Source organism: Streptacidiphilus sp. BW17, assembly GCF_041262485.1.
Lineage (GTDB): Bacteria > Actinomycetota > Actinomycetes > Streptomycetales > Streptomycetaceae > Streptacidiphilus.
On record NZ_JBGCCR010000001.1, the window covers coordinates 109970 to 132711 of the forward strand.

General features: G+C 67.4%; 17 protein-coding genes. 4 read left to right on the plus strand and 13 right to left on the minus strand.

The features are described 5' to 3' along the window. Nucleotides 1-321: 321 nt before the first annotated feature. The 8 genes from ABH940_RS00490 to ABH940_RS00525 form a co-directional block, all read right to left on the minus strand. Complete coding sequence (locus ABH940_RS00490; protein WP_370103863.1) at nucleotides 322-1308, minus strand: hypothetical protein; 987 nt, start codon at nucleotides 1306-1308, stop codon at nucleotides 322-324. Continuing rightward, a complete protein-coding gene (locus tag ABH940_RS00495; protein ID WP_370103864.1) occupies nucleotides 1305-5897 on the minus strand; it encodes an AAA domain-containing protein in 4593 nt (1530 codons plus the stop codon). The genes ABH940_RS00490 and ABH940_RS00495 overlap by 4 nt, the downstream gene beginning before the upstream one ends. Before the next feature lie 491 nt (nucleotides 5898-6388). Further along, complete coding sequence (gene ligA, locus ABH940_RS00500; protein WP_370103866.1) at nucleotides 6389-8491, minus strand: NAD-dependent DNA ligase LigA; 2103 nt, start codon at nucleotides 8489-8491, stop codon at nucleotides 6389-6391. A 53-nt stretch (nucleotides 8492-8544) separates the two neighbouring features. Beyond that, entirely contained in the window at nucleotides 8545-9915 is a 1371-nt protein-coding gene (locus ABH940_RS00505) for a D-arabinono-1,4-lactone oxidase (RefSeq protein ID WP_370103868.1), read from the minus strand. A gap of 104 nt (nucleotides 9916-10019) precedes the next feature. After that, nucleotides 10020-10967: a hypothetical protein gene (locus ABH940_RS00510; protein WP_370103870.1), complete on the minus strand. Its 948-nt coding sequence runs from the start codon at nucleotides 10965-10967 to the stop codon at nucleotides 10020-10022. After that, nucleotides 10964-11791: a phytanoyl-CoA dioxygenase family protein gene (locus ABH940_RS00515; protein WP_370103872.1), complete on the minus strand. Its 828-nt coding sequence runs from the start codon at nucleotides 11789-11791 to the stop codon at nucleotides 10964-10966. Before ABH940_RS00515 ends, ABH940_RS00510 begins: the two co-directional genes overlap by 4 nt. Beyond that, a complete protein-coding gene (locus tag ABH940_RS00520) occupies nucleotides 11788-12306 on the minus strand; it encodes an HIT family protein (RefSeq protein ID WP_370103874.1) in 519 nt (172 codons plus the stop codon). Before ABH940_RS00520 ends, ABH940_RS00515 begins: the two co-directional genes overlap by 4 nt. Nucleotides 12307-12454: 148 nt before the next feature. Then, nucleotides 12455-12946, minus strand: a complete 492-nt coding sequence (locus ABH940_RS00525) for an ATP-binding protein (protein WP_370103875.1) — start codon at nucleotides 12944-12946, stop codon at nucleotides 12455-12457. 391 nt (nucleotides 12947-13337) lie between these two features. Between ABH940_RS00525 and ABH940_RS00530 the strand changes: the two genes are divergently transcribed. The 4 genes from ABH940_RS00530 to ABH940_RS00545 all read left to right on the plus strand — a co-directional run bounded on the left by ABH940_RS00530 (nucleotide 13338) and on the right by ABH940_RS00545 (nucleotide 17863). Continuing rightward, nucleotides 13338-14957, plus strand: a complete 1620-nt coding sequence (locus ABH940_RS00530) for a helix-turn-helix domain-containing protein (protein WP_370103877.1) — start codon at nucleotides 13338-13340, stop codon at nucleotides 14955-14957. 50 nt (nucleotides 14958-15007) lie between these two features. Continuing rightward, entirely contained in the window at nucleotides 15008-16189 is a 1182-nt protein-coding gene (locus ABH940_RS00535) for an XRE family transcriptional regulator (RefSeq protein ID WP_370103878.1), read from the plus strand. A 367-nt stretch (nucleotides 16190-16556) separates the two neighbouring features. Continuing rightward, on the plus strand, nucleotides 16557-16817 hold the full coding sequence (locus ABH940_RS00540; protein ID WP_370103879.1) for a DUF397 domain-containing protein: 261 nt from the start codon (nucleotides 16557-16559) through the stop codon (nucleotides 16815-16817). 89 nt (nucleotides 16818-16906) lie between these two features. Further along, nucleotides 16907-17863, plus strand: coding sequence for a helix-turn-helix transcriptional regulator (locus ABH940_RS00545; RefSeq protein WP_370103881.1), 957 nt, complete (start codon nucleotides 16907-16909; stop codon nucleotides 17861-17863). Nucleotides 17864-17875: 12 nt separating this feature from the next. Here ABH940_RS00545 and ABH940_RS00550 read toward each other — a convergent pair whose 3' ends face one another. The 5 genes from ABH940_RS00550 to mobC all read right to left on the minus strand — a co-directional run bounded on the left by ABH940_RS00550 (nucleotide 17876) and on the right by mobC (nucleotide 22438). Then, entirely contained in the window at nucleotides 17876-18658 is a 783-nt protein-coding gene (locus ABH940_RS00550) for an SAM-dependent methyltransferase (protein WP_370103883.1), read from the minus strand. Between the two features lie 195 nt (nucleotides 18659-18853). Continuing rightward, complete coding sequence (locus ABH940_RS00555; protein ID WP_370103885.1) at nucleotides 18854-19357, minus strand: hypothetical protein; 504 nt, start codon at nucleotides 19355-19357, stop codon at nucleotides 18854-18856. A gap of 147 nt (nucleotides 19358-19504) precedes the next feature. Next, nucleotides 19505-19690, minus strand: coding sequence for a hypothetical protein (locus ABH940_RS00560; RefSeq protein WP_370103886.1), 186 nt, complete (start codon nucleotides 19688-19690; stop codon nucleotides 19505-19507). Nucleotides 19691-20097: 407 nt separating this feature from the next. Next, nucleotides 20098-21864 (minus strand): mobilization protein, encoded by a 1767-nt coding sequence (locus tag ABH940_RS00565; protein WP_370103888.1) that lies wholly within the window; start codon nucleotides 21862-21864, stop codon nucleotides 20098-20100. Continuing rightward, nucleotides 21854-22438, minus strand: coding sequence for a plasmid mobilization relaxosome protein MobC (mobC, locus tag ABH940_RS00570; RefSeq protein WP_370103889.1), 585 nt, complete (start codon nucleotides 22436-22438; stop codon nucleotides 21854-21856). Before mobC ends, ABH940_RS00565 begins: the two co-directional genes overlap by 11 nt. Nucleotides 22439-22742: the final 304 nt, after the last annotated feature.

Below are 22742 nucleotides of genomic sequence, written 5' to 3' on the forward strand. Positions count from 1 at the left end.
TCGGTGCGCTGGCGTTCGCGTTCGGCGCGTAACCGGGAGACAGGTGCCGCCAAGGTTCACCCGAAAACGACGAGGGCCCGGACCATTGAACGATCCGGGCCTTCGATCGTGGCGAAGGATACGAGATTCGAACTCATGAGGGGTTTCCCCCAACACGCTTTCCAATTTCCCTCGAACGCTGTCCGCTGGGGCTCAGACCCATTCTGACCTGGTGCGGAGCGGGTGTTTGGGAAGCGACTGAACCCCGCTGGACGGGTGTGAATGAGACCAGAGACCAGGATCCGACCGCTCAGCAGGCGGCCCACACGGACAACCTGCGGGTTATCCAGGATTCGTCGTCGGCCGTGCGGGCCCTGCCGCAGTACGCGAGCGGCTCGGCGATCCGTCGGCGGGCCCGGAAGGACGTCGAGGTCGGGCGACGGCTGCCGGAGTTGGGCGGTTCGTTCCGGAGGCGGACGGAACCGAGGGCGTCGGCCGGGCGGGCGCGGCCGACGCGGTGGCGGCCAGGTCGTTGAGAGTCGCGTTGACGACCGGCCAGCACATGTCGACCGTGTCGCGATTGGGGCCGTGCCCGGTTCGCCGCTCCGCTGCTGGGTGCACCAGGTTGCGGTAGTGGCGCACGAGTTCCGACGCGAGCTTGGCGTCGTGCTCGATCCAGCCATTGTTGTGTGCGAGATCCACGAGATCCTTCAACCCCATGTCCTCCGGGCGCCTTCGGAGCGTTTGGGCGACGGCGCGTACTTGGGCGACGTGCACAAGCACACCCTCCAGGAGACTGCCCAGCATGATTACGGCTGCCGTGTACGCCCCGTTCTCGTAGCACGTGCGCGCCTCGTCGAGCCTGGTCTGGACCGCCGACGCCAACGCTGGGTCGTTGATCACCTGTGAAACGGAGACCTGCAGTTCGACCTTAGGCATCCGCACCGGTTCCTCGGCATCGACCTCGGCCGGCACGAGGAGCGGTTGCCCCTCTGCGTAGCCGATCCGCCAGCCTTCCAGGGCCAGAACCTCGTTCAGCCGACCGACCATCGCGTTGTACTCGCGCGGCTGGCCGACGTACTCACGCCGGTCGGCGAGTCGCAGTACTGCCTTCAGGGCATCTCCCTCGCCTTCCTCCTGGCGTTCGCGAAGCAGCCCAAGCGTCCACTGGTGCCGCGGTGTGCCGTCGGGGTCGGGGACATCCTCCCACTTCGCACGTCGCAGGAACCCGGCGATCTCGTAGCCCTTGCGGTACAGCAGTGGTGAATCGTCGCCACAGATCAGGTGGGCGATCTCGATGAGGACGCTCTCGTCGAACAGCTGGCTCATGTCAGGGCTCCTTGGGCGTCATCAGCGGACAGATCCTCGCCATCGGTCGTTTCGTCATCAACGTCCGCGTCCTGCACCTCGTCTGACAAGGCGACTGGGTTCCAGGCGTTCGCCCCATCAGAGGCAAACTGTTCGAATTCGGCCGCGCCCGGCCGGATATCGAGCGCTGTGAGCTTGCGCCACAGGGGGGCGAGAGCCTGGTCGGGCGCCAGCGCGAACTCGCTGCTGCGCACTCGCCAGAACGTCCATCCCGCACGCCGCAGGTCCCGCTCACGCTCGTAGTCTTCTTGGCGCTTCTTGCTGGTGGCGTGGTGAGGGCTGCCGTCACACTCCACGGCCAGCCGCGCATTCTCGCCGACCACGACCAGGTCGATGAACTTGCCGGCGACCTCCCACTGGGGCAGGACGTGGTACCCGCGCCGCCTGATCTCCAAGAAGACCCTCTGCTCGAACAGTGAGTCGAACGGGTCGCACCTCTCATCAGGAGTGACCGTCGCCAAGGTCAGCGGTGCGGGGTGCAGGGCCGGCGGGTTCTGCATGTAGGTCAGTAGGGAGTGCCGCAGATCCTTGCCACTCAGCTGATCTGAGGTCACGGAGGTGAAGAGCCACATCTGATCACGGCCGCGGCTCGCCGCGACGTTGAAGCGCCTGCCGTCGTTCAATCCGGTTAGCGCCCGGACGTGGTCACCGTCCACCACCATGGAGAGCAGGATCACGTCCCGCTCATCCCCCTGGAACTGTTCGGCGGTCCCGACTCGGATGTTATGCCGCTCGCTTGCCTCAGGACCGATCTCCGCGTCGATCAGGTCCTCCAGCAACCGCGTCTGCGCACCGGACCTCAGGACGATGACACCGATGCTCCGCCCCGCGTACGCAGGATCGCTGATCAGCTCCTGCAGCTTGCCGACCAGGCTTTCCGCCTCAGGCCGGTTGACGAGGCGCTCACGCGTCCCCTCGCAGTAGCCCTCGCGCACATGGACAACTTCCAGGGGCCTCAGCCGGTCGGCACCGTACTGGCGCAGGGGGACCAACTCGTTGTCCGGGTAGAACTGCCGCGAGGACCATTTGATGATTTCTGGCATGCAACGGAAGTGCTCGGTCAACCGGATGACCTCGGGGAAGCGAGCGGACAGCAACTCGTAGAGGTTCGATTTCGGGTTGAAGCCGTCCCGCTGCCAGTCGGTGAAGCCAGCCAGCCGTTCATCGACCTTCTGGTTGATCTTGTCGTGCTTGTTGCCGGTGTAGAACGGTGCGCACTGCTTGTCATCGCCAACGACGATCACCCGGGGCGCCAGCCACAGCAACAGCAGCCCAGACAAGCCGACCTGGCTGGCCTCATCTACGATGACGACGTCGAACGCGTCGGGTTCCGGATCCAGCATCTCGACCACCTGACGCAGCGGCATGACCCACGCGGGCACCGCTCCCCGCGCGTCACGCATCGCGGACCGCGCCGCAGCCAGATGCCGCTTCCCCTGTGCCGTGGCACCCCGTCCGGCATGCGACATCGCAGTGGCGTAGGCGCTGAGCGCCTGCTTCTGCCTGGTGGTCATCCGCCTGAGACAGTGCAGCAGTGCCCGATCCGCAGCGAGCTGTTCCTTGACACTCTTGAGCTGCGCCTCGACCTCTGCGAGCTCGCGCTCGAGCTGCGGCTCTCGCCCCGGAGACAGCATGCGGTCCATGAAGCGCTTCGCCAGCTGCCAGGACCACGCCCGGTCAAGCACAGCAAACCGGTCTTGCCACTGCGGATCCGTGGGTGACGCGGCGAACGCGCGCCCGAGTTCGGGCAGCCCCTCCTGCAACTGCGTGAGCAGCTCGTACGCCTGCCTGCGGTCGGCTTCCCGCAGGTAGGCAGCTCCCACAGCGTCGATCGCCCGGGCGTACGCGATTGCGTCACGGTTCGACGCCGCGCGGTGGACCTCGGCCAACTCGGGTACATCGGCGCCGCTAGGGTTGGGAAGCGACTCGTTCAGGGAAGCCAGTTCACGCTCCGCCAGCCTGGCTGACAGCACCAACCGCGCGCGCCCAGCCGTCTGGCGTACCTCGTTCCACTGCTCCGGGGACCGCACCATGAGCCCCTTCACCCCGGCCTGCACCAGAGCGTCGTGCACGGCCCGCGCCGCCCCGGTGAACGAGTCCACCGCCTGCAACAGCGTGTAGCGGTCCAGCAGCTCGGACAACACCGCCTCGGAGTCGCCCTCGACCTTTGGAGCGGGGAACGCCTTCCACCGCTCTTGGAGCTGCCGCGCGCACTCCCGCAGTTCGAGGTGCACGACCACGGCCTCCACCTCTTCGGCAGTCTGCGGGACACGGCCGTCGACCCGGCAGTTCTCCAGCAGAGGACGAGCCTGCTTGTGGAAGGGCTTCTTCAGCGCCCACCTGCTCGGTTGGCCGTTCGTCCTCAGGTAGTGCGCGAACTCGCGGGCAGCCGCCCGCTGGTGCGGCTCTTCGGTCTGCGACACCTGCGGGAGCACGACCTCCAGCAGAGGCATGCCGAGTAGTCGGTCACGTACCTCTGTGGCGCGGGCGGAGTGGCGGCGCACCCCTTCCCACAGCTGCTGGCGCTTGTCAGTCATGCCGTCGACCAGCGCGGTGGTCTGCCAGTGGTCCTGCGACCACGTTGCCGGATCGGCTGGCAGACCCTCCTGCTGGAGCGCCCGCTCAGCGGTGTCGAGGAGACTGATGACGGTGTCGATCAGTTCCTCTCCTCGGTCCGCCATCGTCAGCGACGCTTCCGAGGGTGCGCTGCCTGACACCTCCAGAGCGGCCTGCAGACTTCGCACGAGTTCCTCGAACCGAGCCGGAGCAGGCAAGGATTCGGGGGCAGGACACAGGAAGGCACTCGAAGTGAGCACCTCGAACCCGTGACGCCCAACAAGCCCGAGGAGGCGCTGGGCTTCTTCGGCCGTGATCGGCGGACAAGCAGACGCAACTGCTGGCAGCTCGGGGAGCCACTCGTAGGACGCCGCCCGCTCGGAGACCAGTTCGACGATCCCTGCGAGCCGCCCGGAGTACCCCGGCGCCACTGCGGACTCGGGGTGCTTAACCCACTCGGCCTCCCGCAGATCACGCAGGTCCGCGCGCAGTTCGGCCTGCAGTTTCTCCAGGTCCGACCGATCCTGCTGGTGCCCCTCAATGCGTTCGGCGAGCTGATCGGTTGTCACCGAGGCACTGAGATGGGACAGGGACCGGACGGACTGCCCGAGTTCGTCCCCGCCCTCGTACCTGAAGTCTCCCTGCAGAACACAGAGCTGGCGCAGCTTCTGCGGGATCTTGTCGCGGAGGACCTTCAGCGCCTGTGCCTTCTCGCTGGTCACCAGGACCCGCTTGCCATCGGCCAGAAGCGCCGAGATCAGGTTGGCGATGGTGTGGGTCTTGCCGGTTCCGGGCGGTCCTTGAACCACGACACCAGTGTCCTTCTGCAGCCTGCTCAGCACTTCGCGCTGTGCTCGGTTGACCGGGAGCGGGAACAACGGATCTGGTCCGAGCGCGGGCTCGAAACCTCCCGCCCGTCCAGCCGCCCAGCTCGTTCGGTCCTCCGGCTCGATCTGGAACAGCAATTGCGCGAGCCCGAGCGGGCTCACGGCGCCCGGTTGAGCCAAGCGGCGGGCGATGCCGTCGTAGAACGTGACCAGCGCCCCCTGGCCACGCTCGCGCAGAACGATCGCCGGCGTGAACGAGACGCTCGGCTCGGCAGGGGAAGTCTCGTCCGGGCGGCTCCAGGAATCGTCGAAACGGGCCGCGTGCTCCATGCCGAAAGCCCGCTCGCACCAGGAACGCAGCACCTCCACGGCATCCGTGGATAGAGGGTGGAAGGTGTCTTCCTCGACCCGGGACCGCAGCGCGTTCAGCAACTGCGCGGTGTAGCCGTGGGTCTCGTCCAGGAAATCCCCGTCCTCCAGCCTCGGGCTGTCACCGTCCGACAGCGAGACGGTGATGTGAACCGTCGTCGGGTCCACAGCCAGCACCAAGGGGACCGTCAGAACATGCCTGTGCACCCGCTCTCTCTTGCTCCCACGGTCCAAGGTCAACAGTCCAGTACTCAGGACTGCCTCGAAGACCTCTCCCTCTCGCTGGATCTGGGTCGCCATGCGGTAGAGGCGGCGGTGTAGCTGCCGATACGGCTCTTCCGCCTGCTCACGCTGCGCCCAGCGCCTCCACTCGGGAAGCCAGCGGCTGTAGGCGTTCAGCACGTCCAGGGCGTCTTCCCTGGCGATCTCGTCGATCTCGTAGGTGTTGCCGTCCTCGTCCTCCGCATAGCCGCGGCCGGGTCCGACCTCAGCCAGAAGCGGGTCCCCGGTTGTCGCGGAGGCCACGTCCTGCGGCTCGATCCAGCCTTGCAACACGTCGGGAACCGTCGGCGCGGGCCGTACCGGATAGTGCTTGACCTTGAACAGCACCCCACTGGCTGCCAGCTTCGCGGGTGCGAACTCGTCGGGGCATTCGGCAAGCCAGAGCACCTGCTTGTACTTCGAACAGTCGCGCACCGGCTTGTAGGAACTGCGCACGAACTCCCGTAGGAACTCGACCAGGTCACGCGTGTGCCTGACAATCTGCGGATCATCCGCGCGCAGCGCTGGCTGCTTCAAGGCTTACCCCTCCAACTGTCGCCTGTAGAAAGCCTTTCAGGATCCGTGGAAGCCGGCCACAGGGCAAACATCGCAAGCTGTCGGCATATGGATCCAGCCATGATCGCGGTGGTGGACTCGGCAGGTAATTGTCCGACCTGACCTTCGGTAGCTTCCTGGACGCACCGAGAAACTTGGGAAGTGCTCGCCACGTCAAGCACCGATCCGCTTGTCCGGGAAGCATCCGACTCATCCAGGTTGTCTGAAGATCGCCCGATGAGAACTCTTGCGACTGCCGGGAACCCCCGAAAATGCCCCCGGGACAGCACGAGACCACGGGTGCACGAGCCTGCCCGTTGACAGGCCCGGCCCTCAATGGGTGCGGTGGAGCGGTTTGCTGGCCGGGTGCTGAGCGGCCCTGGACGGGGGTGAATGCAACCAAGACTGCAGCCAGAGATGACCGGCTTCGCGCTGGGGTCGCCGCTACGTCGGGGAACCGATGATTGTGCCGCTCACGTCAGATGTGCGCCGAGCCGCTCCGCGAGTTCCTCAGCTGAGATGGTCTCAATGCCCAGGGCAAGGGCCTTGTCGAGCTTGCTGCCGGCGTTCTCTCCTGCGACGACAAGGTGGGTGCGTGCGGAGACGCTGGAGGACGCGCGTCCCCCGGCCCTGGTGATGAGTTCGGTCATCTCGGTGCGGGAGCGGCCCGCGAGTGGCCCGGTCATTGTGCCGGTGACGACGACGGTCATCCCGGCCAGCGGCGGTTCACTCGCCGTGCTCTTCGTGTCGGTCTCGTCCGCAGCCCCGGTATTCGTGGGAACCGGCGGGACGAAGCCGGGTTGATCCATGTTCACGCCTGCAGCGATGAGCTTGTCGATGAGCGGCGCGAGGTCCGCGAGTTCCGCCACGATCACCGGGGCCTTCTCGCTGCCGATGCCGTCGACTTGCTCCAGGGCTACGGCGTCGGCGTCGCGGATGGCCTGCATGGAGCCGAAGTGCGCGGCGATGCGCAGCGACATGGAGCGGCCGGTGCCCAGGACGCCGAGGGCGCAGAAGACGCGGTTCAGCGGCTTGGTCTTGGCCGTCTCGATGGCGGCCATGAGGTTGTCGGCGCTCTTCTCGCCCATGCGGTCCAGGGTGAGTAGTTGGTCGCGGGTTAGGGTGAACAGGTCAGCGAAGTCCTCGATCAGGCCCTTGTCGACGAGTTGGACGACGATCTTCTCGCCGAGGCCGTCGATGTCGAGGGCATCGCGGGCGACGGCATATCGGATCGCTTCGATCTGGCCGCAGGCGCGTCCGCGCTCGCAGCGCCACCGTTCCTGGCTGCGGTCGATGCCGGCGCCGCATCGCGGGCAGATCTCGGGGAAGACGATGGGCTGCTCGTCACCGGTGCGCAGGCTCGCGACCGCGCCTTCGACGCGGGGAATGACTTCACCGGCGCGGTAGACGATGACGTGGTCACCGAGCATCAGGCCGCGGCGGGCGATGTCGGCCGGGTTGTGCAGGGTGGCGTAGGTGATCGTGGTGCCCGCGACGTCGACCGGGTCGAGGACGGCGCGCGGGGCGATCACGCCCGTGCGGCCCACGCTCCACTCCACGGCGCGCAGCACGGTGATCTTCTGCGCAGCGGGGAACTTGAAGGCGGTGGCCCAGTGCGGCGTGCGGGAGCCCATCCCGGCGCGGTTCTGGTCGGCGGGGCTGTCTGCCTTAATGACGGCGCCGTCGAGTTCGAAGTCGAGCTCTGCGCGCAAGGCGCCGATCTCCCGCACCCGGTCCATGACTTGGTCAAGGGTCGCGCATGCCGTCGTGGCAACAGGCGTGTCGGCTGTAGTGCCCAGCCCGAGGGCGGCGAGGCGGGCGATGAGCTGGGTGTGGGTGAGCTCGGCGAGGGTCGGGGCGGTGGTGTGCTCGGAGCTGGTCAGTGCGGCGTAAGCCAGGAAGGTCTGCCCGATCCGGTAGGCGCGGTCCTTGGCGCGCAGTGAGCCCGAGGAAGCGTTGCGGCGGTTGGCGAAAGCCGTGGCCCCGTGGGCGGTCCGCAGCTCGTTCGCGGCGGCGAACTGGTCCTCTGTCATGAGGACTTCGCCCCGGACCTCGATCGTGACCGGTTCGGTCAGGGTCGCGGGAAGGCCGGTGATGTCGTTGATGGCGTGGGAGACGTCCTCGCCGGTCGTCCCGTCGCCTCGGGTAACGAGTTGGACCAGGCGGCCGTCGCGGTAGCGGGCGGCCAGGGCCACGCCGTCGAGCTTGGGCTCTACCGCCCAGCCCGCCACCGCCTCCCCGCCAAGTCGCCTCTCCACGGAGGCGGCCCAGGCTGTTAGTTCCGCGTCGGAGAAGACGTTGCCCAGGCTGAGCATCGGCACCGTGTGCTCGACGTCGCCCGTGGTGACGCCTGCCGCGACCTGCTGGGACGGGGAGTCGGCCGCGATCTGCCCGGGGTGGGCGTCCTCCCAAGCTGTGATGCCGCGCAGCAGCCGGTCGTAGGTGTCGTCGTCCAGGTCTGACTCACCAGACCCGTAGTACGCGTCGGCTGCCTTGCGTGCCTGGCTGACGGCTTCGAGGTAGGCGGCCTCGTCAGCAAGGTCGACAGCGGGCGCAGCAGCGGATGGCTTCGTCATGCTGCTCATTCTGGGGATCGCCACTGACAGCGCGGCGGTGGCGCTGCCGTGTGTCACCCGTGGTTCCACGTAGGGACGACCACGCGAGCGCCCATCCGCGGGCGTGGCAGGTGAGGGGCGCGCTGTTGGGGCGTGAGCCCGAGGGTGCGGTAGAAGGTGTCGTTCGTGAAGCGCCGGTGCGGATCGAACCTGCCCACGGCTCCGCAGAAGGCGGGGAAGCCTTCGGTGTTGGTGATAGGCAGGAGTTCCGGGGTGAAGTACTTGCCCCAGTGCGGCCTGCCGCCCAGGCCGTAGAGCAGGCGCTGGATGTCGTCGAACAGCGGGCGGGCGGCGGTGATCTTCCCGTCGGCGGTCATGTAGGAGACGAAGCCGAAGTAGGTGACCGGCCGTGCCTGCGCAGGACTTAGGTGGCCGCGGGCCGGGCCGGTGGTGCGCAGGATGACGGGGTAGTGCAGCTTGTACGCGGAGGCGTGGAGAAGTTCCTTGAGGCCGGCGTATGCCTCGGGGACGGCGTCGAGGGGGACGGCGATCTCCATGTTCAGCTGCGGGGCCGGGATGCCGTTCTTGTAGATCTCGTGGAGTGTCCCCTTGGTGTCTGCTGCGCCGAGGAACTTCTCCAGGGTCTGTGCGGCCGGCGTCAGTCCGTCTCCCTCGCCGATGTCGGCCAGCAGCTGGCTGCGGGTGCGAGTCACGATGCCGTCCAGATCGGTCGGCCTCTCAGCGGCGGAATCCGGGGGCGTCCAGGTGTCGTCGTGGGTGACCCAGGTATGCGCGACCTGGTGCTCGGTGAACCACCAGCTCTTGGCGGCCACGGAGCCGTGGTTCCATGCGGTGTAGTGCTCGGGCAGGTCTTCCTCGGTGACGGTGAAGCGGGTGCAACGCAGGTCGGTTGCTGGTCGGCCGCGCAGTTCCAGGCCGACGACCACGCCGAGGAGGCCGAGGTTCAGGACAGCGGCGTCGAAGTCGGCGTCAGCGGGGGTCAGTCGGTGGAGGGTGCCTGTCCCGTCCATGAGGTCGATGGCGGTCACGCAGTCGGAGAAGGTGCCGCCCGTCAGGCCCTGGGCGTGGGTTCCGGTAGCCAGCGCACCGGCGGCTGTCTGACGTGTGATTACGGGCGGGCAGGCGTCCGGCTCCAGTCCGTGGGTGTCGAACGCGCGCCACACGTCTTCGAGCAGGGTGTCCCCGGTGACGTAGAGGTGCTCGCCGCGCAGCTCTCCGGTGCCACGGCCTGGGAGGTCGAGGACGATGCCGTGAGTCCCGTCCGGGCAGTGCAGTTGGGTCGGGTAAGTGTACCGGGAGCCGAAGACGCGGACCTTGCCGTCCTCGCGCTTCAGCAGTGATTCCAGCTGCGCCAGAGATGTGATGCGGGTCCAGCTGTCGCGGGCGGCGATGGTGATGTTGCCGCTCCAGTTGGTGAGCGTCATGGGAGAAGTCCTCAACGGTCTTGGTCTGCACTGCGGGCACAGAGGGGCGGGGCGGCGCGGGCACTGCGCGTGTCCCGCGCCGCCGTTGGGCCTGCCTGAGCTCCTCAGGCGGCGCCGAACATGTGCTGCTTCGGCGGGTGCGGGTGAGGGCACGCGGCGAAGGCGGGGCCGAAGCAGCAGTCGTGGGTCGCCGTCCAGGTCTGCAGGTCGGTGGTGGGTCGCCCCAGGAGCTGCTCGGCGGTGTTGGTCGCGGCGACGTCGCCTTCGGCGCCGATCCGTTCCCACAGGCCGAGGACCTGCTCGGCGGCCCGCCGGCGCATCCCGTACTTGGCGAGGCTGGTCACGAAGTGCTCGTCCGACTGCCGCACGAAGGTGATCGGCCGCCCGCAGACCTCGGCAAGGGCCGTCGCCCACCGGGCGCAGGTCACCTGCGTGTGATGGCTCATCAGAGCGTCGCTCAGGTCCACGGAGTCCGGGGCCAGGATCTTGTGGCAGAACAGCTCGGCGGCGTCGTCGCAGGTGATGTAGGAGAACGGCTGGTCGGCGTCGACGGGGAAGGTGAACGCGCCCGTCTCGGCGATCGACTGGCACTGGTAGAGGACGTTCTCCAGGAACATGGGAAGTTGGACGATGTCGAACGCGATCCCGGACTTCTCCAGGAGCCTCTCCAGCTCCGCCGCCTCGTCGGCCATCGCGCACTGCCCTGCGGCGAACTGGATGCCCAGGCAGACGATCTGTTGCACGCCCGCCTTCTGCGCCGCCCGCAGGTACATGCCGCCGACCTCGACGCGCCGGTCGATCGGCGGCACCATCAGCATGGTGTCCGTCCCGGCCAGCACGTCCGCGAGCGAAACCGGGTCCGCCGGATTCCAGTCCCGCAATTGCACGGCGATGTCGCTCACGGCCTGCCCCGCGAGGTGGGCTTCGGGGATAGCCAGTCGCAGCGTGAGCTGTGGTGCGTCGGCGGCAAGTCGGCGCAGGGTGTAGTGGCCGACCTTGAAGAAGTTGCGGGTCGCTCCGAGCACGGTGACGACGTTCGTCGGGTTCGTCATCGCGCGCACCAGCTCTCGGTGCTGGTCGGGTCCTTGTACAGGTCGACCGGGTTGACCTCGGCCGGGTGGTAGCCCAGCAGCTGTCGACTGTAGGGGGAGAGGTGGTCGGCTGCGGCGGCCGGGTCGCCGAGGTGGTCGTAGGGGCGCAGCCACGCCTGTCCGAAGCGGAGGATCGCGCTGCGTCGCTCCTGCGTCCGGTTGGGCAGCACGGCGTGCCACATGGTGTTGCCGAAGACGACCGCGTCGCCTGGCTCTGCGTGGATGCTCACCGCGCCCTCGGGGAGTACGGCGTGAGCGAGGGCGTTGTTGGCCGTCGTCCAGTAAGCGTCGTCCCTGTGGTTGGCCGGCCAGCGGTGTGAGCCGGGGATCAGCACGAGGTTGCCGCTCTCCTTCTGCCTCGTGTCGGTGAAGAACACCTGTGCCTTCAAATGCAGCGGCCCGTTGCGCTCGTCGTACGGGCGCTCCAGGTAGGGCCCGGAGTCGCGATGCCAGCGCTCGTGAGCCTGCTGGTAGACCTCCCTGCGCAGTACTTCGGTGCCAAGGACCTGGAGCGAGCCGCCCAGGATCCGGTGCGGGACGGACATCAGGTCGGCGCACTCGAAGAGCAGTTGGTACTCGGCGATGACGTTCGCGGCGTCGCGCACGTGGGTGAGGGCCGGGTTGGTGTTGAACGAGCTGTGCGTCAGGTCGGGACCGCGGTCGTCGGTGAGCTTGCGGACGGCCGCGTCCAGGGTGCTGATGATGCTGTCGGGGACGGCCTGCTTGAGGAGCACGTAGCCCTGGTCGGTGAACTGGGCTACGGCGTGGTCGGGTGAAGTCGTCATGGCTGGCTGCTTTCTGCTTCGGCCTGGGACGGGAGCGGGTCGGTGAGGAGGGCCGTGCGCAGGCGCTGTGCGACCTCGTGCTTGCGGGCCGGATCGGCCAGCCGAGGGAAGACGACGATCGAGTCGCCGTCGTAGCGCGGCACGACGTGGACGTGGAAGTGGAAGACGGTCTGGTGGGCGGCCTGGCCGGTGGCGTGGATCAGGTTGATTCCGGACGCGCCGCAGGAGTCCCGCAGGGCGTCCGCCACCTGCTTCGCGGTCGCCATGACCTGCTGGAACGACTCCTCGGGGATGTCGAACAGGTCCTGGCAGTGCTGCTTGGGGACGACGAGGACGTGCCCGTAGGTCGCCGGGAGGTGGTCCAGGAAGCACACGGTGTCCGCTGTCTCGGCGATGACGTGGGCGTCCAACTCGCCGCTGGCAATGGCGCAGAAGACGCAGGGCGACTCCGCGCCGCTGGCCGGCTCCTGCGCTGGATATCGGGACAACCACTGGGGATCAAAGGCCAGGGTCATGGAGTCATAGCTCCTTCGTGGGGCAGCTGGGCATGGCGGCATGGCCCGAGGGCGCGGGCGGCGCTTCGGACGGTGCCGGGGATGGTGGGCTGGTCGGCGGTCCCCGACGTTGGGGAGCTCATAGAAGGGCCGCCGCCAACCGGTCGGCTCAGGTGGCGAAGTTGAAGACCAGGGGGCTGGGCCTGGCTGCCCGGATCCGTTGGTGCAGGTCCTGGCTCTGCGCGGCGCTCCGCTGGGTGGGCAGCATCAACGTGGCCAGGACCCGCTTTCCGTGCTCGGTCGCCTCCGAGGCCCAGCAGCCCTCGGTGAGGAGGTCGACGATGAACATGCCGCGTCCGTGCTCGGCATCGTCGTCGGGGATGCGGAGTTCAGGGTGGTCGCTGCTTCCGTCGAGCACGTCGAGCGTCAACGTGTGCTCACTGCGGCTCGCGTACAGGCCGAGGGTGACGGGTTTGCCGTTACCGTGAGTGAACGCGTTGGTGAGCAACTCGCTGACCAACAGGGCCGCGTCGTCGGCGCGGTCGCCCAGCTCGAAGCCCCACAACCGAAGCGTGGCGAGCACGAGCCTGCGCGCGAAGCCCACCGCACCGTCGAACGGCGACAGCGGCCAGGCCACTCCCAGGACGTCGTCGTCGGTCATGACTCGTCACCCCTTGGGCTGTCGGCAGTGCCAGCCGCCTGCTCGGGCTCGTCGGCGTCGGGCCATGCCTGCCAGTCGCCGGTGGTCTCGTGCCGGGCTCTGGCTTCGCGAACACGATCGGCGCGGATGCGCCTGGGCAGAGGTGAAAGGACCGAATCGGGGGGATACACCGGATGCCTCCTGCGGATTCGAGGACCGTAGCCCTGATCGAGCTGCCGGGAACCTGCGAACCCGGTCCGATGTGCTGGGCTACCGACTCTCCCCGTGCACCGGGACACCATCCATGCCAGGAAGCGTTCGGTCGTATACGTGAGATGCATAGATCTCCGGACCAGCGGCCTGTGCGGTGACTATGCTTCAGATCACTCTTGGCGGCCTGGTAGGAGGCGTCGTGCCCGACTCCCTCTCGATCTCCGTGGGGCAGTGCCGACTTTGCGGCACGACCCTCGCCGCCGACAATCGATCCGGGCTGTGCTCCCCCTGTCAGCACAAGTCCGGAGCCAGCTCCGCACCCGAGGTGCCCAGCGATTTCTGGGACGCTGAACCACTGCGGAAGGCATTGGCAGACCGTCACATTGGGCAGGTCATCCGGGCCTACCGCCAACATCCCTTCCACCGGGCCAATTTCGGACGGCGGGGTATCCCGCAGAGCAGCGTCGGCGACTGGCTCGTCCTCACACAGGCCCAGGTCAGCCGGATCGAGTCCGGCAGCGCGCCACGGAATCTCGACACCCTCATCCACATCGCCCGCACCTTACGCATCCCATCCGACCTGCTCTGGTTCACGCTGCCTCAGGACAAGTCGACCGCGACCGAAGCCCGGCACCTGCCCCGTCAGGACGGGCATCCCGACCCGGCAGTGCGAGCCAGCCAGGATGCCTGGCGAGCCGTGCGTCGCCGATTGAACACGGACCGCGCGGTGCTAGCCGATGCCGCTGTCCAGCTCTACGACCCAGACCTGCGCGTCGAGTCGACCGCGCTGCTTGCTTCACCCGCGTGGTTGGCACCCGAGCCGGTCCCGCTGGAACGGGTGAGCCTGCGATGGGATAGCGCGCCGGTCGCTCCGATCCTCGATGGCACGGCGCACGAGGGCCTCGCGACTCGGCCCCTCCGGCTCCCTGACCAGCGCTTCGACCGATACACCCTGGCCGTGCGATATCTCGACTCGCCGACACTGTTCGAGAACCGGCCCAGCTACCGTCTCACCGGCGTCCGCTGGGATGACGACGGAACCGGAGAGCTGCGCTTCTCCCTGGCCACCTACTTTGACAAGCTCGACCTGTGCGAGGGGATCGGCCACGAGTTCGCCGCCGCAGCCGAACTGGGCTCCGCTCGCCCACGCTGGGGCCAATTGGCACTGCGGCGAGCCGTCGGCGACCCCTTTGATCTGCGCATCCGCCCGATGGTCCCTGCCATCACCACATTGCTCCTGCGCAGGCGGGCGGACGGTGACTCAACGTTCTTCCTGCACTGGCGCGACCCGGGTCGCGTCGCGACCGCAGGTGGTCTCTACGACGCCATCCCTGCAGGCGAGTTCCAACCCAGCAGCGTCCTCGCAACCCCGGACGGCCCCGACTTCGACCTCTGGCGCAACATTGTCCGCGAGCTCAACGAAGAACTCCTCGGGGCACCGGAGTTCGACGGAAGCGCCGGCCAACCACTCGACTACGACCGCTGGCCCCTGTACCGCGCACTCCAGCGCGGCCGGGAGACCGGTGCCGTTCGCGCGTACTGCTTCGGGGTCGGATGCGACGCCCTGACCCTCGCCGCCACCATTCCGAGCGTCCTAGTCATCGACGACGCCGTCTTCGACGAGCTGTTTGGAGACATCGCCCTCCACAACGCCGAGGGCATCACCGTGGCCGCCTTGTCCGAGCAGCAACCGGCAACAGGTATCCCCTTCACCGAACAAAATGTCACACGCTTCCTCAGAAGCGAGCCCGTCGCCCCGCCCGGCGCGGCATGCTTGGCCCTGGCCTGGAAACACCGCCGCCTGCTGCTCACCCCCTAGGCGAGGCCCATGCGAGCAGCAGCGGCCGAGCACACGCAAGGAGCACCGTGGTGGCGACCGCAGGACCGACGAGCACCGGGGAAGACCCTGCTGCCAGCCGCGAAGCCTGGCTGCGCACCCGCACTTACCTCAACGCCCATCGGCACGAACTGACCGACGCCGCGCTGCACGACTTCAAGTCCGAGGACTTCATCCCCGGCACGCGCCTGCTGGCCCGCCCTAGCTGGATCCCCGACCACCCCGTGCGGCTGGAGGATGTCCAAGTCGACTGGGCAGCCCAGGTACCAACCGCTCCGATCAACGGCGACGCCGCCGAGCTAGCGCACATCCGACCGATCGGCGACGACGGCACGCCCTACCCGCGCTACTCCGACGCCGTCGAGCATCTGGCCCGTCCGCGCCTCTTCGAGAACCGTGCCTGCTACCGGCTCCTGGACGTGGCCCGCGGCACAGACCGCCCCAGACTGACCTTCGGCTTGGGCACGTACTTCGACGTGATGGACATCTGCGAGGCCGCCGCCCACGAGTTCACCGTCTCACGCCTCAACGGCCACGCCGCCGAGGCTGCGACAACGCCATTTCGGACCGCCGTCGGCGACCCAACTGACCTGGCCCGGCGGCCCGTCATGGCCGCCACCAGCACCATGACGATCCGACTCGACCGGGCAACCGGCGACGCCGAGTTCGTCCTCCACTGGCGCGACCCGGCCAAGGTAGCCAGCGGCGGCGGCCTCTACCAGGTGATGCCAGTCGGCATGTTCCAGCCCTCCCACGACGCCGCCTGGAACCGCGGCAACGACTTCGACCTCTGGCGTTCCATCACCCGCGAGCTCAGCGAGGAACTCCTCGGCAGCACCGAGGACTACGGAAGCGGCACCGCTCCGATCGACTACGACGCCTGGGACTTCTACCGCGGTCTCGGACATGCCAGGGAGGAGGGCCGACTCCGCGTCTTCTGGCTCGGCCTGGGCATGGACCCCCTCACCTACGTCACCGACATGCTCACCGTCGCTGTCTTCGACGCCGACCTCTTCGACCAGACCTTCCGACGGCTGGTCACCACCAACGACGAGGGCCACCGCGTCGAACTCGAAGACGGGACAGGACGCGCCTCCGGTATCCCCTTCCGCGCCGACCACGTCATGCGACTCACTCACGACGAGCCAATGCAGCCAGCTGGGGCAGCGCTCCTCCACCTGGCCTGGAAGCACCGCGCCCAGCTACTGCGCTGACCTCGGCCGTCTTCCGAGCGCTCCTCCTGACGCCACGTAGACCAGGTCATCCGTCGTCCCTGCCAGGGTGCTCAGCCACACCGGGCGCCCCCTGTGCTCCGCCGCCATACCGCCACTCGCCATTACACAGTTCATCGAGGCTGATCCGGATCGGCACACGGAACCACGAGAAGCACACGGAGCAACAACAAATACAATATGCAGACCCCATATAACTCTTGCAATTCACTCGAAAAGAGGGGGTCACTGTTCGAATTCAAGCATCTAGTATCGGTGCGAAGCACTCCTGCAATTGCAGGTGAGATTGCAGGAGAGAGCTGACCTGCGGTTTTCTGCCTGCACATCGCGCAGAAGACCTTCACTTCGCATGGACGACAGATGGGACGAGAACATGGCTGGGTACAGCAACGGCGTTTCCGCAGCGGACCTCGATGCGAAGTGGATCAAGGCCCGTGCTAGCAATGCCAATGGACAGTGCGTGGAGCTGGCCTTGCTGAACGGAGGGCAAGTCGCCGTTCGCAACAGCACCGACCCGAGCGGCCCGGCCCTGATCTTTACGCCGGGCGAAATCGAAGCATTCCTGGACGGTGCGCGGCGCCACGAATTCGATCAGATGGTTGCATTGTAACCTCTAGTTTGATAGTACGACTGCACGCGCACGTAATCCGCCTCGCTATGGAAGACTCATCCCCATGAAGCTCTTCTGGGGAGGCGCGCGTGTCCGCTGAGCATGCCGAGTCGGGCGACGTCGGAAATGTGTTCCAATTCTGCAGGCCTGGAGCGAACCCTGCGGAGAACCCGACAGCTGCAGGCCTGTTGCTAGGCCTGCAGCTGCGCCGGCTCCGAGGTGACCACACGTTGCAGAAGGTGAGCACCCGGGCCGGCTTCTCCATCGCCAAGCTGAGCCGGCTGGAGCGTGGCGAGAGTCCCCCGAAGATGCGCGACGTCCAAAAGCTGCTCGAGATCTACGAGGCGACCGGCGAGGACGCAGCCACCGCCGTACAACTGGCCCACCACGCAACCCAGCCATACTGGCTACACGCCTACCGCGACGTTGCCAGCGACTGGTTGGAACGTCTCATTGCGCTGGAGTCCGCAGCCAGCGTTCTGATGACTTACGAGGCCAAGGTCGTGCCTGGCCTCGTGCAGACCCAAGACTACGCACGCGAGCTGTTCCGCGGAGATCTGCCCGCTCATCTTCGGTGCGAAGTGGAGCGCAGGGTGGACTTGCGCATGGAACGCCAGCGGCGGTTCCTGGATGCCCCGCCGCGGTCAGTGTTCTTCCTTGAGCAGGGGACCTTGTACCGCAAGGTGGGGTCAGCACGGGTGATGGTCGACCAGCTCCAACGACTGATCGACCTAACCCGGACTCCGTACATCGGGGTCCGCATCATCACGTTCGACCACACCTTCGCCTCGTCGGTGTCGTCATTGACCCGACTGATGTTCGACAGCGGTGGCCTGCCCGAGTTGATCTACAACGAACGCCACGACGGCGCGGACTATCTCACCCCCGCCCCCGATGAGCGGGCACGCAAGGGGGATCCGCAGAAGGTCTCCGAGATGGAGGTCTACAAGGAGTTGCTGCTGGGTCTGATGAATATCGGCACAGAACGCCAGGAGAGCCGCCAACTGCTCTTGGCAGCCCGGGAGCACTTCAGGGGGCAGTTGTAGGTCGGCTTCCGGTCAGCCGAGCCGAGCCAGGCCGCCATACTCGATCCACTCATGGCTCTTCTGGCGGGGCACAACCTCGGAGTCCGGGCGCCAGTAGGTGACGTCGACGAGGCCTGGCAGCTGGATGTCGAGGCCCTCGAAGTAGGCCTGGACCTCCTCCTGGGTACGCACTCGACCCCAGTTCCCATGAGTCTGCTCAGCCATGAGGTCGGTGACTGCCTTGCGGATCGCTGGGTCTTCACTGACGAGTTGGCAGATGACCATCACACTGCCCGGTGCCAAGCGCTGGGCAGTCTTGCGGATCATCGCAGCGGGGTCCCTGTGGTCGGGGATGCAGTGGAGCACCGAGACGAACAGGGCTGCCACCGGCTGGGTGAAGTCGATGAGTTGGTTCAGCCTCGGGTGATCAAGAACGGCCTCGGTGTCGGCCATGTCCTCTCTGATGATGGCGATGTTGTCGTTTTCGTCCAGCAGCGCGCGACCGTGTGCGAGCACGATGGGGTCGTTGTCGACGTAGACGACCTTGCTGGAGGGATCAACACGCTGGGCGACTTGGTGGACGTTGTCCTGGGTGGGCAGACCGGAACCGTGGTCGATGAACTGGCGGATCCCGAAGTCCTGGGCGATGGTGTGCACCACCCGCCGTAGGAAGGCCCGGTTGTTCAGTGCCAGTTCTCGGGTACTGGGGGCAGTCTTGAGCAAGTCCTCGCATGCGAGCCGGTCAGCAAGGTAGTTGTTGGCTCCCCCCAAGAGCCAGTCGTACATGCGCGCCGCACTGGGAATGCTGACGTCCACTTGCACATGCTGCCCAGTCTCGCCCACGAGGTCCCCTCCCGCGTTGGCAACCCCGGTCTATTCCAGGGAAGTTGATCCCCCAGCATCGTATGTGGGCAACGCGGAAGCCACCACCACCCTGAAGGGTGAAAGTGGCGCAAGGCTGGCGCACGGGATGGCGAAAAGGTGGCGCGACGACTCGCTGCCCAGCACGCATCACGTCCCGAGGGATAAGCCTGACTGGGATGCCCCTTCCCCTGCCGTGGTGACGGTGGGGGCCTCGGCAAGGCGCTGGATCACGAGAAGGCTTGCCTGGATCTCGGACACCTCAGTACCCATGAGTTCAGCGACCCGGGACATCGACATGCCCAACTGGTGGTGAAGCAGCGCTGCGTCCGCCACTACGTCCGGAAGACCCGAAGCCGGCAGATCAACGGACACTCCAGCACTGGAACGGGCGCGGTCGACGGCAGCGCGCAGGACCAGCCAGACGCTTGCATTGGGGCACCTCTGCCGAACTATGGCCCGCCAACCCTGTTCGGTGCGCCGAAGTGCCTGGTCCACCGCGACTCGGCTTGCCAGCGGATCGCGCAACCGGGCATGGGCATACAGCAGGAAGTCGCCCTCATACAGTTGGACGAAGGCGCGGAAGCCAGCCCAACGGACCTTGTCAGCCCCCACGTCGGAACTTTCTGTCTCCGTGTCTTGGATTCGCGGCATTTGGACTCCTCGCGTCAACTCGCCGCCATCCGCCCCCTCGTACGGGGCAGGCCATCTAGCGCTTCGGCTCACGGCCCCGTGAGGCTGTCCATCGCAAAGGCGAGGAACAGCCTCACGGGCGGCCCGAATGCCGGGCGATGTGTGTGTCTAGCGGCGCCTGCGGCGCTGGCGGCGAGTGCGATGCCAGGTGCCGTCAGCGGACTGGCCGTAGTGCATGAGCACCAGGAGAAGCGACGCCTTCCCCGGCCCGATCGGTGCTCCGCTGACCACCACCCAGGCGGTCAGGAGCGCAGGCAGCACCAGGGCGGCCTGCTGGGCGATTCCACGGGTCAAGGGCGCACACAGGCCCTCGCGGAGCCTGCCAGCACTGCTAAGTTTGGAGGTCTTCAAGGGACGCGAAATGCGCCCCTTGAGGGGTCGGTCATGCATTGGTGGCTACCTCTGTGATCGATCGAAAGCCTCGGGCGGTGGTTGCACACCGTCCGAGGCAGCCCCACTCGGAACTGAGGAAACGGTACCCCCGCCACGGGTCCCAAATTGCTCTCAACTGCCGTGCTGCAAAACCACTTTGACGAATTTCTGAACCGGTCAACCCCGTGGTCATTTCGTCACATCAACCGGTCAAAAGTGGTCGCTCCGTGACGCGAGGACCGTCCCGAAGCAGGAATCGGCGGACGGCAGGTTCGCGAACAGCCCGTCCGCCTCGTCCCAAGTGGTGCGCTGGCACCCGCTGTCGTGGGTCAGCGGGCGCGGCTCCGGTGATCCATGTCAGCTGGGCGTACTCGGCCAGACGAACTGCTGATGCCAGGTGCGGCGGTCATGCCACTGGCCCCCACGCGCATGGTCGCGGCCTGGGTGCGCTGCGCGAGGCGGTTGGCATTCTGGTTGCGGAGGCGCCAGATGAGGACTTCGGCCGGATGGTCAGCGCTGGTGAGTTCGCGTTGCCCGGCCAAGTCAGCAAGAGCACGACGGGGCGGGGTTCCGGCGGACTCGGCTTGTGCGAGCACGGTGGCAAGCGCGGGCCAGGCGGGGTCTGCGAGGATCCGCTGGGCGTGTTCGGGAACCGTGGCCTGCACTGCGGCGGCGAGCCTGTTCTGCACTTCTCGACTGGGGGCGCGCTCGGCGAGCCGGGCGAGTTGGGGGCGGGCGGCCTGCTGCTGAGCGGTCCGGAGGTGGGCGAGTGAATCGCGGGCGGCTGCGGCCTGCTGCTCGTGGCCGCGCTGGGCGTGCCACTCCCCCAAAGCGACGAGTAGGTACACCGCGGAGACGAGTGCGGCGGTGACGAAGTCGCCTTCCTTGCTGCCCGACACGGCGAACAGCGCCTTCCCGGCCTGACGCAGGGCGTCGGCGGCGCGGTGTTCGGCGCGGATGGCTGAGCGGTTGGCGCGGTTGAACGTGCTTGCTGCCGCGCGTAGTTCGGCACGGAGCTGGCGCGGTGCCGCGGCGGCGGTGTTGTGAAGTAGTTCGGCGAACGCCGCCGCCTGCGCCTGGACCTGCGCGTCCGTCTGCTCTCCCACCGGTGCGTCCGTCGCCTTGGCTACGAGTGCGAACGCGGTGCGCAGCTCGGTGTCCGCGCGCCGCCAGGTGCTGCCCGCATCGGCTTGACGGTCGATGCGCACCGCCGACACCGTCTGTTCGCTGCCCTCCTCGGCGGGGGTGAAGCGTTCGCGGAGCCGGTTCAGGGAGAGGTCGGGTGCGAGTTCGGAGCCGCCGTAGAAGATCGGGTTCCCTTCGCTGTTGGTGTCGCCGGGGGCCGCGAGGCTGTAGCCGGTGACCTCGCCTGTCACGGGGCCGAGGCGGGGTCGGACCTGAACGCCGAGCGAGGTGAGGACGGCGAAGAAGTCGTCCTCGTCCTGTGAGGCTGCGGCTGCGGCGTACGCCTGCTCGCGCAACCACACTCGTGCCGGGTTCTTGCGGCCTTGGCGTTCGGCCTTGGCCCGCTCGGCGCTGGTCGGGGTCTTGGGAGCGGTGCCGTCACCGGACTTGAGGCGGCGCAGTCCGAGCGCTTCCTCGATCCGCCGGCATTCGGCCTGGGCACGGCGGCCGTCTCCCTTGTTGCGGGGGCGGCGGCCGTCCTCGCGGACGCTGGTGGCCATGATGTGGATGTGGTCCTCCGCATGGCGCACGGCGATCCACCGGCAGGCGGCGTCGTCGCCGTGCTCGGCGATGCCGGTGGCGTGCACGATGCGGCGGGCGACCTCTGCCCATTCGGCGTCGGTCAGGTAGCGGTCGCCGGGCGCGGTGCGGACGGGGCAGTGCCACACGTGCTGCGGCACCTTCTTGCCCAGCCGCTGCTCACGCAGGCGCACGGGCTGGTCGAGGTAGTCGGCCAACTCCGAGAGGGCGGCCTGGTGCTGGTCGAGCGGGACGCGGCCCGGGTCAACTAGTCCGGGCATGGCGAAGGCCGCGACGATGTGCGGGTCGGTGTGCTCGTCTCGGCGGCCGGGGCCGAAGAGGTAGGAGAGCAGGCCGCGGCTGCGGTCGCCGGTGGAGACGTCAGGCACCATGGCGGCCACCTCCGTCCAGGGTCTGCTGCAACAGCAGACGGGCCAGCCGCGCGACCCGGTGTAGCTCGTCGAGGGTCTCCTCGGCGCGGTCGGGCAAGACACCTGTGTGGACCGCGCGCATGAGCTGGTTGAGGTTGGTCCCGATGCGGCCGAACTCCCGGATCAGCTTTCCGAACAGGACCATCAGGTCCTGGGTTGCCTGCGGCGACGGCAGGGCCGCGACGCCCTCGGGGCGCTGGTCCGAAAGGTAGCCGTGGGCAAAGGTGAGGGCACAGTCCATCAGGAACATGGAGCGGGACCGCTTCGCCTTGCGGGCCGCGAGGTCGATGAAGTCGCGCTCCGCCGGTTCGGCCGAGCACGTCAGCTGCACAGTCCGCTTGGCTCCGGAGCGCGGCCGGTAGAGCGCCTCGCTCAGGTGCCGACGGCGCTCGGCACCGGGTGCGTCGGGATGCTCGGGCGCGGGCACGTCATTAGCGGCGACACCGCGGTAGACGAACGCGTCAGCGGTGATGGTCGGCGCGAAGCGCGCGTGCTCATCGGGCTGGTCCTGGTGGTGGCCGCGCTCGGCCTCCACCCCCGCCTCCGCTCCGGTCCTGCCCCCGTGGGCCGGGCCGGTGCCCGCCCCCGCTGGGGCGGGCACAAGCGCGAAGTCCGCATCGCCGTCAGGCGATGTGGACTTCGCCCCAGCTTGCTCCGCTGTCGTGGGGAGGCAGTCCCTGCTGTCGCGACGGTCAGGTGTCGGGGGTCGCCCCGAGGAGCGACTGCTGGTCTGCACGTGCCTGGCGGGGCGCGTCTTGCGGGAGAAGGGGTTGAAACTCACAGCTGTTGGGGCTCCTGTCGTGCTCACCACGGGCGCGAGGGGCGAGTATCCGGGAGTT

What these genes read in the sequence shown, in the direction of transcription:
- ABH940_RS00505 (WP_370103868.1), bottom strand. Translation starts at nt 9,915, where the DNA reads ATGACGCTCACCAACTGGAGCGGCAACATCACCATCGCCGCCCGCGAC.
- ABH940_RS00540 (WP_370103879.1), top strand. Translation starts at nt 16,557, where the DNA reads ATGGACGACAGATGGGACGAGAACATGGCTGGGTACAGCAACGGCGTT.
- ABH940_RS00510 (WP_370103870.1), bottom strand. Translation starts at nt 10,967, where the DNA reads ATGACGAACCCGACGAACGTCGTCACCGTGCTCGGAGCGACCCGCAAC.
- ABH940_RS00565 (WP_370103888.1), bottom strand. Translation starts at nt 21,864, where the DNA reads ATGGTGCCTGACGTCTCCACCGGCGACCGCAGCCGCGGCCTGCTCTCC.
- ABH940_RS00555 (WP_370103885.1), bottom strand. Translation starts at nt 19,357, where the DNA reads ATGCCGCGAATCCAAGACACGGAGACAGAAAGTTCCGACGTGGGGGCT.
- ABH940_RS00515 (WP_370103872.1), bottom strand. Translation starts at nt 11,791, where the DNA reads ATGACGACTTCACCCGACCACGCCGTAGCCCAGTTCACCGACCAGGGC.
- ABH940_RS00490 (WP_370103863.1), bottom strand. Translation starts at nt 1,308, where the DNA reads ATGAGCCAGCTGTTCGACGAGAGCGTCCTCATCGAGATCGCCCACCTG.
- ABH940_RS00520 (WP_370103874.1), bottom strand. Translation starts at nt 12,306, where the DNA reads ATGACCCTGGCCTTTGATCCCCAGTGGTTGTCCCGATATCCAGCGCAG.
- ABH940_RS00525 (WP_370103875.1), bottom strand. Translation starts at nt 12,946, where the DNA reads ATGACCGACGACGACGTCCTGGGAGTGGCCTGGCCGCTGTCGCCGTTC.
- ligA (WP_370103866.1), bottom strand. Translation starts at nt 8,491, where the DNA reads ATGACGAAGCCATCCGCTGCTGCGCCCGCTGTCGACCTTGCTGACGAG.